This is a genomic window from Chryseobacterium tagetis (assembly GCF_016735585.2).
Taxonomy (GTDB): domain Bacteria; phylum Bacteroidota; class Bacteroidia; order Flavobacteriales; family Weeksellaceae; genus Chryseobacterium; species Chryseobacterium tagetis.
The window spans coordinates 85,745-99,254 of the sequence record NZ_JAERSE020000003.1 but is presented as its reverse complement, the minus strand read 5'-3'; the positions used below and the strand labels follow the sequence as shown (position 1 = coordinate 99,254).

9 protein-coding genes and 1 tRNA gene are annotated in these 13,510 nt (G+C 33.5%); 2 read left to right on the top strand and 8 right to left on the bottom strand.

Translation table 11 applies throughout. From position 1 onward, the window contains the following. Positions 1 to 10 precede the first annotated feature (10 nt). Both JI747_RS10415 and JI747_RS10410 read left to right on the top strand, forming a co-directional pair. Positions 11 to 1,852 carry a lysophospholipid acyltransferase family protein gene (locus tag JI747_RS10415; RefSeq protein WP_225688407.1) on the top strand — a complete coding sequence of 614 codons (1,842 nt, stop codon included), beginning with the start codon at positions 11 to 13 and terminating at the stop codon, positions 1,850 to 1,852. Between the two features lie 109 nt (positions 1,853 to 1,961). After that, a tRNA-Phe gene (locus JI747_RS10410) sits at positions 1,962 to 2,034 on the top strand. 55 nt (positions 2,035 to 2,089) lie between these two features. On the opposite strand, the gene JI747_RS10405 is transcribed toward JI747_RS10410, so the two are convergent. From JI747_RS10405 to JI747_RS10370, 8 genes are all read right to left on the bottom strand, one after another. After that, positions 2,090 to 3,301 (bottom strand): hypothetical protein, encoded by a 1,212-nt coding sequence (locus tag JI747_RS10405; protein WP_225688405.1) that lies wholly within the window; start codon positions 3,299 to 3,301, stop codon positions 2,090 to 2,092. Between the two features lie 64 nt (positions 3,302 to 3,365). Then, on the bottom strand, positions 3,366 to 4,559 hold the full coding sequence (locus JI747_RS10400) for a hypothetical protein (protein ID WP_225688403.1): 1,194 nt from the start codon (positions 4,557 to 4,559) through the stop codon (positions 3,366 to 3,368). Positions 4,560 to 4,609: 50 nt separating this feature from the next. Then, entirely contained in the window at positions 4,610 to 5,899 is a 1,290-nt protein-coding gene (locus JI747_RS10395) for a hypothetical protein (protein WP_225688401.1), read from the bottom strand. A 14-nt stretch (positions 5,900 to 5,913) separates the two neighbouring features. Further along, on the bottom strand, positions 5,914 to 10,104 hold the full coding sequence (locus tag JI747_RS10390; protein WP_225688399.1) for a TIGR02594 family protein: 4,191 nt from the start codon (positions 10,102 to 10,104) through the stop codon (positions 5,914 to 5,916). A 16-nt stretch (positions 10,105 to 10,120) separates the two neighbouring features. Then, entirely contained in the window at positions 10,121 to 10,915 is a 795-nt protein-coding gene (locus tag JI747_RS10385) for a hypothetical protein (RefSeq protein ID WP_225688397.1), read from the bottom strand. Between the two features lie 308 nt (positions 10,916 to 11,223). Beyond that, positions 11,224 to 11,688: a hypothetical protein gene (locus tag JI747_RS10380; protein ID WP_225688395.1), complete on the bottom strand. Its 465-nt coding sequence runs from the start codon at positions 11,686 to 11,688 to the stop codon at positions 11,224 to 11,226. 69 nt (positions 11,689 to 11,757) lie between these two features. Then, positions 11,758 to 12,195 (bottom strand): hypothetical protein, encoded by a 438-nt coding sequence (locus tag JI747_RS10375; protein ID WP_225688393.1) that lies wholly within the window; start codon positions 12,193 to 12,195, stop codon positions 11,758 to 11,760. A 6-nt stretch (positions 12,196 to 12,201) separates the two neighbouring features. Continuing rightward, positions 12,202 to 13,509 (bottom strand): hypothetical protein, encoded by a 1,308-nt coding sequence (locus JI747_RS10370; RefSeq protein WP_225688390.1) that lies wholly within the window; start codon positions 13,507 to 13,509, stop codon positions 12,202 to 12,204. Between the last annotated feature and the right edge of the window lies 1 nt (position 13,510).

The following is a 13,510-nucleotide window of genomic DNA, read 5'->3' as shown; positions in this document are numbered from 1 at the left end:
CTAAACACACATGAGTTTAATATCGAAAAACGATTTGATTAAAGCTTCCGGCTTAAGTAAAATGGGGTTCTTAAAGAATCCTATTGCAGCTGCTGTAATGAGCATTGCAAAAATAAATGAAGTCAACAAATTATACGATAAACTAAAAGACAAGGAAGATAAAGACTTTTTCGACTCATTTGTGAGAGAAAGAAACCTAAGCTATGTTGCTTTTGAAGAAGATCTTGCAAAAATCCCTAAAACAGGTCCATTTATTTTGGTTTCCAATCATCCGTTGGGTGCTATTGACGGGATTTTAATGTGCAAAATCTTATCAGAAATTCGCCCCGATTTCAAGGTAATGGGTAATTTCCTTTTGGAAAAAATAAAACCAATGGAACCTTATGTGATTTCTGTAAATCCTTTTGAAAACAGAAGAGCCGCCTATAGCAGCTCATCCGGAATGCGTGAGACCTTGAAGCATTTACAAGACGGAGGTTGTATCGGTATTTTCCCCGCAGGAGAAGTTTCGAATAAAAACAATCCTTATGGAGAAATCTTAGATAAAGAATGGGAAAAACCGGCATTAAAGCTTATCAGAATGGCAAAAGTACCGGTAGTTCCTATGTATTTTCATGCAAAAAACAGCCGTTTGTTTTATCAGGTGGCAAAGCTTCATCCGAATTTACAAACCCTGATGCTTCCTGCAGAAATGATGGCCGATAGGGAAAAGCCTATCAGGATCAGAATTGGAAGACCTATTACGGTAAAAGCAATGGATGATATGGAAACCATTGAAGAATTGGGAGAGTTTCTGAAACGTAAGGTGTACATGATGAAATCTTACTATGAAAAAAGAAAATCTTTAGCCCAAAGCATCAATCTTCAAAATCTATATGTAAAATTTCCTTTACTTAAAGAGGAAAATATCGTTCAGAATATCATCGACGAAACTCCAAAAGAGGATATCCTTAAAGACATCAATAAACTGAGAGGCACCGATAAAATGTTTTTCAGTAACGGAAATTACGAGGTGTATTTCACTTCTTACGAAGAGATTCCTTCTATCATGAGGGAAATCGGACGTCAAAGAGAGCTTACTTTCCGTGCAGTAGGTGAAGGAAGCAACCTTCCTTTTGATCTGGATGAATATGATAAGCATTATCATCATCTTTTCCTTTGGGACAATGCAGAGGAAAAACTGGTCGGAGCGTACCGAATGGCTTTAGGTAAAGAAGTCATGAAAAAATTCGGGATCAAAGGATTCTACACCAGTTCTTTGTTTGAGTTTGAACAGGACATCCATCCATTCTTCAAAAAGGTTATTGAAATGGGACGTGCTTATATCTGTCAGGAATATCAGCAAAAACCACTTCCGCTTTTCCTTTTATGGAGAGGAATCGTACATGTTTGCCTGAGAAATCCGGATCATAAATTCTTAATGGGAGGTGTAAGTATTTCCAATAAGTTTTCCGAGTTTTCAAAGTCTCTGATGATCGAGTTTATGCGTTCTAATTATTATGATTCTGCCGTAGCTCAATATATCACTCCTAGAAATGAATATAAAGTAAAGCTTAGAGACCGGGATAAAAATCTTTTCTTTGATGAAATGGAATCTGATTTAAATAAATTAGATAAAATCATTGATGATCTAGAACCGGAACTAAGACTTCCTGTTTTAATAAAAAAATACATCAAACAAAACGCAAAAGTTATAGCTTTCAATGTTGATCCTAACTTCAATGATGCGATCGACGGATTGATGTATATAAGAATAAGTGATCTTCCTGAAAACACGATAAAGCCTGTATTAGAGGAAATGAGCGAGCAGATAAGAAAAGAGCAGGAAAATAATTCAACTGAGAATCAATAGGTTTTTAAGTTTTATTAAAAAAAGTACGATTAATACTTGCTTTGTATATCAAAACTTACTACTTTTGCATCACTTTAAAACAACGAAGTAAGTAAAACAAAAATATAATGGTTTCTTAGCTCAGTTGGTAGAGCAATGGATTGAAAATCCATGTGTCCCTGGTTCGATTCCTGGAGAAACCACTTTAAAACCTCTAATTTATTTAGAGGTTTTTTTGTTTTTATATAGAAGAAGAATTTATTCAGAAGAATGCTCAATAATCCCTTGTATTCTTATTAAACTTTCTTTTAAGTCAGGAAGGCCGTAGTAATTATTCTTTTTAAACACTGAGATTATATTTTTATCTTTTACTACACTATTGTAAAGCACGCTTTCAGCATTCCATACAGCATTTCCTGAATTAATACCCGCAAAATTCAAATAAAACGGATCAACGGTATTTCCTATGTAAGCAAGGATTTTATATTTTTCATCTGCAGTAAAACTCTTATTATCTTTCAAAGCATATCCAAAATTCTCTAAAGCCGTTAAAAGCCTATTTTCATCTGATTTTGTATGTTCTTTTATATATTTCAATAAGTCAGTTCTTATTTCTAATTTTCCATTGCAGTTTCTTGTAAAAATAACATCACCAATCGCAGCAGAAGTTTGATAATTGTTCAGATAATCATTCATAACAAGATCATTAAACTTAGGCTCTTTCGTATACCCGAATTTAGTAACCAACATTTTAATAAAAAAAGTATCTTGAGTAATTAACCATGTTACATACGTTTTATTGTCATTGAATAAATACATATTTCTGGCAACGATCGTCTTAATATTTACGTTTCTTTGTTCTTTCAGGTTGGAAACGTCTTTCCAATGAGGTATTTCGACTTCTGTTCCTTGAGCACCTGAAGATCGAATGATTTTGCTTGATTCTATATTATTTAATGCCGGATATTCTTTCTGATAATCAATAATTTCAGGGATGTAATAAAAATCAGTAAAAAGTTTTCTTTTCTTATCGACATATCCTCCTTCATAATCAACACTATTATTACTATATGTAATAAAATTTCTATCACATTTATCAAAATAATTTATATATAAAAATGGATTATTTGAATTACGATCAATAATTCTTCCAAAAATATTTTTGATTTTAGCATCAAAATCACCATCCGACAATTCTTTAAAACCATTGGAAAGCAATATGTTTTTAGCAATTTCGGCCGATGCTTCCAATTCTTCCAGCTCAAAAGGCATTTTAGCTAACTCAGCTCCGGCTTCATCAATTGATTTACTTGATCCTTGTTTAAGTTGTTTTGCTAAAACTATTTCAACAATATTATCACCCTGATTTTTCTTGGCAGTAGTAAAATAAGCATCTTTCTTTTCCTGAGACTTATTATTGCAAGCACAACAGAATAGAACAACCATTAAAATACTTAAAATTTTCATCATTATTGTTTGTGTTTAGGGAATGGAAAAGGATATCTTAAGATATCCTTTTTATTTTTTACGAAAATTAATCTGGAGCTCCTACACTATCAAATAAATCAGCATATTCGATCATTGATTTTAAATTGGGTAAATTATAATAGTTGTTTGTTCTATATTCATTCTTAACTTTATTCCATTCTTCTTGACCTATAAAATCCCTGTAATCAGCTAATATTGTCACTTCGCCCCAATTTTGCCCGTCATGATGATACTTTTTAAATAATGGATCATATGTGTTTGCTAAAGAAGCAAGAATCCTCATATCTTCTTTATTACTAAAACTGTTTTTAGTTTCACCATTGATTATTTTTGAACTTACATATTTTAATATCAAGATATCATTTACATTTTTCGAGCTATTATAAATAGATTCATAAGAATTAAGGAAGGAATTTCTTAATTTTAATTTTCCTCCGCAATCTTTTGAAGCAATGTAATTCAATAGTTCCTTTGCATTATTTAAAGAATTTGAATTCAAATTATTAATAACATATTCATTAAATTTTGGTTCCTTATCATATCCAAAAAATTTGATAAGATTTTTAATGAAAATTTGATCATTCTGCACTAGCCATGTTGCATAAGATTTATTATTATTGAATAGATACATATTTCTAGCAACAATCGTCTTAATATTTTGCTTTCTGATCTCTTTTAAATCCGTTACATCCTTCCAATAATATATTTTCACATCTGGTATGTGATTATTATTTTGGGCATTCTTTTCATATTCGGATAATTCAGAATTTTTAGTATAATCTAGTAATTCAGGGATACTATATAAATCTGAAATGAATAGCCCTTTTTTAAAAACATATGTACTATATGGATCAGCATCTATGCTATTCGAATTTTTAAAAAGTTTAAAGTCTTTCGAACATTTATTATCAAAATTGATATGCAAATACTTAGATTCTGATTTAGGATCAATTATCCTTTTGAAAACTGCGTTAATTTTATTAATAAATTCCTCTTGAGCCGGCTTCTTATATCCGTTATCCTCCAATTCTTTTGATATAATAGATTCAGTTGCCTCCAAATCTTTTAATGTAAACTTATATGTTGGATAATCCGTTTCGTTTTTCTCTCCGCTTACACCAGATGATAGCTGTGATTTAAGAACGGGAAGAAAAGAACTTTCTTTGTTGAATGCTAGATTTTGTGAATACAAATCATTCAATATTAATATCGTTAAGGAAATTATAATCTTTTTTATCATTGTTGTGTTTTAAAATAAAAGCACAGTTAAGTTTAACTGTGCTTTAAATATTATTTTTTAGGATGTTTCTTTCTCCATTCCGTTATATTCATCGGCTGATTGTCCGGACCGCATGTTCCGTTGTATTCACATTCTTCAACGAAATATTCATCATAATCTGCATTATCCCACCACTCTTTAAATTTTGGAAGGCCAAAATAATTATTTTTCTGTAGAATATCTCTGGAACTATCTCCCAAAAAGAACCGCAGTCTCCCCATCATTCTTGTCCCATCCTTGTAAGACGAATCGTATTTATACTGTTCCGCAAAATAAGCCAGATTAGCCATTATTTTTACTTTATCAGTTTCTGTCAAGGTTTTTGATTCAGCATTCTCGTTATTCTCCAAATATTCTAAATATTCTTTAATATTGTTGAGGATAAATCTGTTTTCAGAGGAGTCATTAGGAATATAAAGTTTTTGTAGTTCTTTAAAGGTATTAGTATGAAGTCTTATACCTTCATTACAATCTTTTATCCAGAAAAGTTTACCATAATCAGACGGATCTTTTTTATCAAACTTCGTTCTTTCAACAACCCATTTCAATAAATCAACATCCTGCGTATATCCAAAGGTTTTCACTAAACTTTCCATAAAATATGGATCATTAAGTATAAGCCATTTGTATTGGGCTTTATTATCATTGAATAGATACAGGTTTCTGGCAATTAATGTTTGTATATTCTTTTTTTTCTGTTCTTTAAGATTGGAAACGTCTTTCCATAAGTATTTTTTGACTTCATTACCGCTCGCATCTTTATAGTTTTTAGAAGCAGTATTTTCTTCCTGAGCGGTTTCAGCATACGTTTTTTGATATTCAATAATAGTTGGAAGAGGATAAAGATCTGTAATAAAATTCTGATTTTTCACCACGAATATTCCGTTATTTTCAGCATTATTCGGAATATAATTCAATGCTTTATCACACTTATCAATAAAGTTAACATAAAGAAATTTACTCGATGACTTCTGATCAATAATTCTGTTAAATATCTGCTTTATTTTGGTATTAAATTCTTCACTACTGATCACTTTATATCCATTATCCAAAAGTAATTGGTTGAGTATTGGAATTGTCACTTCCAGATCTTTCTCAGAATACTGGTACGGGTTATCAAAAGAAGGTTTTCCGTATTCCAACTGTTTTTTTAGCATAGTATTAACGTCTTGATTAAACTGCAAACCCGCTGAGCTTTCTTTAACAGCAATTGTACTATTTTTATTATCAGATTTTTTATCCTGGCAGGACACCAAAACTGAAGAAATAAAAAGCAGGCTAACTAAAATTTTATATTTCATCTTTTTCTTTTTGTTTAAAGTTCCGATCCTTTTGCTCCAGGATTCCCTTTATATTCAGGTAAATTATAATCTGCATCAGTAATTTCATAATTGTTTGGAACTATATATGCAAAATAGTCAGAAATATCATAAGATACACAATATAATTTTTGCGACTGATTTCCTCCTAATATCACAACTTTATTCCCTTTCTTACCGGCAACAAAACCAACATGTCCTCCTCCTGATCTGGTTTTCACAGCAATTGCACCATACACTGGCTTCTTCAAATCTTTTCCTTCAGCCCATGTTGCCCATTTTAGTGCTCTTACAGCATCGTACCCTTTATCAGTAGTAACTCCTTCATATCCGTAATGTTTCATGATCCAATTAACAAATGCTGCACACCATGCTATATCTTCTTCATTTTTTGTACCATTTTTCATTTGACTCTCATAAGGCGTTCCGTCAAAAAACTTCTGAATTTCTTTATTACTCCCTGTTTCAACAAGGTTTTTAGCTTCTTCTTTCCAAACCAACTCCATCCATGGGGCTCTTCCTTCAAGATTTGGCATAGCTACAGCTTCTCCGTCACAGACTTTTTTATCGTATTTAAACCATGTTTTTAATTTCCCCAAAGCCTTTTTACGTCCTTCCCACCCTATAGGTGGTTTTTCTAATCTGTCGGCAGGAGCATATCCATTCAAAATTTTCCCCTGTAAGAAAAAATATTTTTCTTCTTCTTCTTCCATCAAAATCCCAAGCTCCGTAAGGCTCTTCCCTAATCCTTTACTAAAGTAAGTGCGCTTCCAGGCAAGGGTTTCCGTAAGTTCTTTAGAATAAGTCTTTTTAGGATTAAGCTCCCATGAAGGCACTTTTTTGAAATTAAAAATCCAGCCCCCTACATCTACCGCATTGTGAAGATCTTTAGAAATAAGATCAGCATTATCATCAAGGAATTTATTCTCATTGGCATACTTATCTTTCCCATAGTTTTTATAAGGTCCCGGACTATTATAGTACCCTGTTCCGTCATCAATACCAGTAATCTGAAGTATACCTCTTCCTTTGTAAGTACTCTGACTAGACAGGTATTTACTTTTTTCTTCTTTACTCTGTACAAAAAAACCTGTTTCTTCAGATACATTTGCAAGGAATGATATTTTCTGCATACAACGATTAATTCCATTGCTGGCAAACATAGCATTTACCTCAGCTGTTAAGCTCTTAATAGTTTTATCTGTAATATCACAACTTTCTTTTATTCCTTTCCAAATTTCAGTACCTCCTGTCATTGCTTTAATGAGGTCTTCCATTTCTTTTTCAGTAAAACCGCGGTTACAATAACAGGATTTCTGCTTTCTCACCTCTGCCATCTCCACCATTACAGGCGTTACATCATTATCAATAGTTTCAGGTGTTTCTTTCTGAGAAACCTTTAGACATCCATTTTCATAGAAAATAAACTGTTTACGCAATTCCAACATCTCCTGCTGAGTAAACGCCGTTCCATCTTTCTTTTTCGCATGAATTCCCAGCTTCTCCATATCCTCTGTCCGTACCAGATCTGCAGGAAGTGTACTATTGATTGTAAACTGGCTTTTTTCTATTTTCCAGACTTTCTTTTTGGGATCGGCAGGATCCTGAACCTGTCGGGAAACCTGTGCTATATAATAATCAAAGTTTTTTGGTGGATTTTTCCATTCTTCCTTGGGGGTGAAGGAAACTTCGAGCAAGCCATCTTTTCCTGTTTTTTCTTCGTTATAGCTTTGTTTACTTTCGTGGGTATAGGTGATATGATCATTTTCATTCATTCCTTCTTTAGGAATTTCTTTCAGCACATCTATTTTAAGCGTTTCTTCCGTCATATTAACGGTATGCACCCAAAGCTTATGGGTTTTTCCATAGAAGGTCTGCATACGCTGGATATCTTTACCGTCTTCCGTAGAAAACATGATGGAAACAATTTTCTGTTCTGAAGTGATTACCAGTTCTTCATTAGAATCCAACACTTCCAGATAAGTGGTGGTTCCGTCTACAACCACCGGACGCGTTCCCTGAATGGAAATAGCAGATGGCAGGACAACTTCTGTAGATGAGCCCGCCTGAAGCTCCACGGTAAATATTAATCGGTAAGAAGGATTAGGATTTTCTGTCGTTTTAGGAATGGCCGCCTCCATCTTTTTCTTATAATCATCATTCGTAGTGATCATAAAGGAAGCTTTTCCTTCATTATTAAGAGTCACACTTTTCTCCTCCAGCATGTATTTCTCTTTCTCTTTGTAGAAATCATCTCCTTCTCCTTTTATCCAGACTTTCACTTTCAGTGCCTGATTCTGGAGACCATCGATTTCCAGAAAGCCGTATGTTTCTTCCGCGAATCCTGTTTCTGTACGTTTAACGCCGGTTCCATACGCCCAAAGTGCTCTTTTCACAGAGGGTTCAGATACTTTTATTTTAGCTTCAATCTTTTTATTATCAGTGTAATCACCTGTCAGATAAGCTGAAATGGTATATTCACCTAGCTCATTAAAAGTAAGTGTTCCATCTCCGTTATCGGTAACATTTTGGGGGACTTCCACTTTTACAGCTTCATTTCCGGCAAGAGTGGCAATTCTTGCTGTGGCGGTATATTTTACTTTTGTTCCTTTAGGAATATTCGCAGCAGGAAGCGTAAATTTATCTACAACATTTTTAATGACTTCAAAATTAAAACAGTCGGATCCTGAAAATGCAGGCTGCTTACCACTTCCCAGTGGATTAGCATAAGCTTCCAATGTATATTTACCAAAATATTGGCTACTATCAAGGTGAGCATCATTATACAACAGTTCTGAAACTTTTTTATTAATAGATCCAGTTTTAAATGATGATGAGCCCTCAAATGCAGTAAGCCGGCCTGCTCCTTCTTTTTTCAGATACCAATGTACAGAAGTTCCCGAAGGCATATAGTTGACATTGAACTTTGAAGCTCTCACTTTCAATATATCACTAAACCTCAGCAGACCGGCATCTCCTGTAACCCCCATAACCCCTAAAGAGTTTTCTATTTTAACCTGTATGGATTCCGGTTTTGGATCTGTAGGATCTGTAAATGCTTCTACAGTATAGGTTCCGGCGTTTTTAAAAGTTAATAATACTTTTCCCGCCACAGTGCTCACACCAACAAGATGAGAAGCTGAAGTCCCAGTAGAACTGTTATACAATACTGTTGTTCCCTGTTTTACTTTCCACTGAGCTGTATTCACAATAGGAGTGAAAACATTGCGGTTTAATATTTTCAATTGATCTGCGCTTGTATTCAGTTTCAGCTCTACGGACAGGGGAAAAGGAATATTAACCAAGGTAGAAGTACCGGGAGCGACAATTTTTTTAACAAAGTCTTTGACAACTTCTATGATTACCGAGCAATTATTATCACCCGGTTTCTTTCCATAAGCTTCGATACGGTATTTTCCTTCTTCAAGACCACTGAATATCTTACTCATTGATTGGTTAAAGACACTGCCTAAACCAATAAAGGTTTTGATTTTATCTTTGGTACCATCACCTTTAAAAAGAGCCCAGATAATTTTTGTACTATCTCCTTTGAATTGTGCGGTAAGAGAAAGATTATCTATTGCTATAGGATTCATAAATGAGTTAAAAATCCCTCCCGTCATCTGAATATAATAATACGTTCCTGACGGTTTGGCTACAGAGATTGGCAATGTCATGGAAACTGAAGCTACGGATGTTGTAGAAGCAGCTGCAGATGACGTAGACCATTGCGGTGATGTATTGGCTACTGAAAATTCATCAGCTTCCTTCACATCAATCTGCGAAACATTATTAGCCTGTCCGGTTGTTGCAAAAGCGACAGTTCCCGGAACTCCATATCCGGGGCAGTTTCCAGTGGAAACATCCAGCAGGATTTTCATGCTTTTATTGAACTCTACATTTTCGTAGTAATCTTTGTACTTGATATTGCATTTGCCTTTACAAGGATATGTTTTTCCATCAGATCCTTTACAGTTTCCAAAGCCGTTTCCGCCACCGAAACTTTCTGCTTTATCATCCAGATAAGTGGCTACAGGTTTGCTCTGGGCAAAATATTTGTTCTTGCCTAATTTTTTCTTCTGGCTTTTCACTTCCATCGGAACGGCGGTTCCGTTGGAATTGTTGGTTACGGAACTGCTGCAGTATGCAGTGGCTCCTTCTATAATGATGTATCCTTTATCCGCCATGTCATTTATTCTAAGGTTAAGTCATTGTAATCGTTTCCCGGTATACTGTTTTTTCTCCGTCTGATAATATAAAGTCTGCTTTCTTTGTGGAATATTGTTTTTTCCGGGAGTTGTATTCCATCTTTATATTCAATTTCATCTGATATTGCCCTTTCTGATATGGGTATTTTTTATCCAATTCTTCTTTTATGATTTCAGGAGCTTTTATTTCTGATGTAAAAAAGGCTTCAAAACCATAGTCTCTCTGTTCAGCACTGATCACTCCTGTACATTCTACATCGCCTATTCCTTTGATATTCCATACGATGGATTCGTTAGTTTTTTTTCCGTTGTCTACGTAATGAGGGGCGAACAACAGCAAATTCCAAAAAGGTTCTTTCAGCTTATTTTTATAAAAACCGGCTTCATCTTCAAATGCCACCAGATATTGGTTTCTGAAAACATCAACATTATCATACTTTTCCTGAAGACCCGCTGTTTTCTGTTTCCAGTCTTCTATATTTTTCTGATGACCTACAGCTTCTAAAAAATTTCCTTTTTCATCAACTTTTATTTGTAACGGATAAGAATCCTGCTCCAACACATGCAGGATTTCCATAAATTTATTTTCAGACGGAAAAGAAGAATCTTCTACTTTATCTATCTGCCAGTTTTTGGTCTGGTCTTCATTTATTTCTTCCTGTAATGTAATTTTATAGGATGAATAAAACCCTTTAGATTCTCCAAACTGTATTTCAAGAGCATTTTCCACCTGATAATCATGGATTACTGATGTATATTTCTGAAAAGGTTTTACTCTGGTTTCTACCATATTACTTTTTTATTACCTATTATCTTACTATCTAAAACTTCAAAATTTCATTTCTATCCATCCTAAATTTTACGGCCCTTTTCCTAAAAATCAAAATACTTATAACCGCCAGAAAAACCATAATCAAAATAGAATATACTATCGTTGAAAAAAATTCTCTATCATATTTTTCCGGATCATAAACTCCATCTCCAGTAAGCGAATCATTCGTTAAAAAGGAATAAATAATATATGCTCTTACCAGAAAAAGAAGTTCGAGAAACATTATAATTCCAATGACTATTTTTGATCTTTTATCTATTATCATACTATTGCTCCTTAATAATCTGAATGGTAAACCATGAGAAAATAAAAACCATTATACTATTCAAGAGATATAATGCAGAAGAATTAATTACCATATCATTATAACAGCCTACTTCATACACTTTACCATCAAGAGAAATACCTTTTATCAAATTCTTTATAAAATCAATTTCTAATATGTGATAATTAATCCAAGCAAAAATTAATGGCAAAACAAATAAAACGACAATAGAGAAAACAATTTTTTTGCTTTTAGAAAGTTCATTTGCCACTCCATAGTATAAATAGAAAAATAAGAGAGCAAGAACAACCGGAACTATAAATATCATATTAGAAAACTCCGTTGAAGGTGTTGAAGCACACGGATCTATAACTTCATAAGAATTTTCAAATACAAATTCTAAAAATAAAAACCAAAGAACTGAATATATAAAAAGGCTAATCAATTTATTTTTAATCAAACTCATACATTACAAAGGTTTAAATGTTTTCATATCATCTGGTACTCCTTCTGGACTAGGGGTGGTTTTAAACTCTTAAAATTCAGGTTTATTGACCTCTTTTCTTAAGTATTGAAATGAAATCCCACTAGGATTATAAAGTTTGCAACAAAAAACAATTTTATATTTATAAAATCTTGAATCTAGTTTTAACTTATTAATCTCCCTTGCTATATTTTTAGATTTTCCATATATTGAATCTTCTTTTATTTCACAAAAATCTTTACTGTACAAGTACAAAGCATAGGTTACTGTATCCTTTTTCACTTCTCTTTCAAAAGCTGGTGTACGTTCTACTTCCTGTAAATGGTAGTCCTTTTTAATTTTTTCAATTAAATTTTCGTCTCCCATACTTTCAATTCTAGGAGGATTTGAAAAATAACTCAACCAGGAAACAGCAAAGAACTTAATTCCAAAATATAATAGGGTACAAATTATTACCAGACCTAACAACCACTTTAGTGTTTTATTCATAATTCGTTATGATTTTTCGTATTCATTTTTTGAATGCTCGTGATAAGTTTCTTTGTTTTTATAAATTCTTATGAATTGCTTATTATGCTTCATTCCACTGCTTTTATAAATATTTACTTTCATCGGTATTGAAGTCGCTGGCCCCAAACCATCTGAAGGCATACGCTGATATACGGTTTCAGTACGGCTAAAAGTTAAAGTAATAACTTCAAGATCTTCAAACCAATCCCATACATATCCTTCTAACTTAGTATTAGCATGGCCATATTGATCATGCCCTGGGTTTTGCATTAAACCAGCAGCCTTGATACTTCCAATATAATCTCTATCATTTAGATTTTTATACATTAAAACAGGGTCCCAACTTATATCGAGTTGGTATGTTTTATCCGGATAATTTGCAGAAAACCCTGAATTATCTGCGGGAGATAAATGCACTACTTTTTCAACATCAAGTTTCTTTTCTTTTAAAACACTAATCACACCTTCTGCAAATGCCCCTCCCATACTATGAGATACCACCATTATCCTTCGAGAATCTTCAAAAACTGCTTTATAGAATTTGGATTGCTTATTACCAAATCTGGAAACAGCGAAATCTCTACCATTAGCATATCTTTTATTTCCACTGCTAAAAGCTGTATCCGCTCCATTTAAAAAAAACACTTCTGAATCACTTCCAAAATATTGAATTGCTTTTGATCTTAAGCTATTTCCCCAATAACCAGCTAATGATTTACCATCAGAGAATCCCAATGCATCTTTTTGCAACCAGCTTACATTCCAGTATCCATTAACAAAAATAATAATCGGAGGCAAGATTTTAAAAGAAACATCTGCTTTTACCTTTTCATCTGGAGCTTTAAAAAAAGCATATACTTTTAGTTTTGTTAGTTTTCTTTCTTTAGGAACCGTGTAAGAAATTTTTTCTTCTCCTGTTACCTGAGATGCATTAGCCAAAGGAGTATCATCATATTGAATCGCCCATTTAAGGTTTTTCAGCTCAGCCTTGGAAGGAGTTCTACTGTACTGAGTTGCTTTAAAATAATATTTAACCCCCTTTTTTATCGTTTTAATTTCTTTTGTACATGCAAAATCTTCATAACATTTTACCTCCTTTACCAGTAATGGCTGTGTTTCTTTTTTACCTTGATATTCATCAAATTTCTTCCCTCCTTTTTTCCCATAAAAGGTATTTTCCTGTGGAGATTTAAAATCCAGTGTCCCATTGGAGGCATCTTTCATGATGCCTTCAGCCTCTTTATAAGACTTTCCAAAGACATTCCGTACGATATTTCCGCCTTCCCCTGCCATA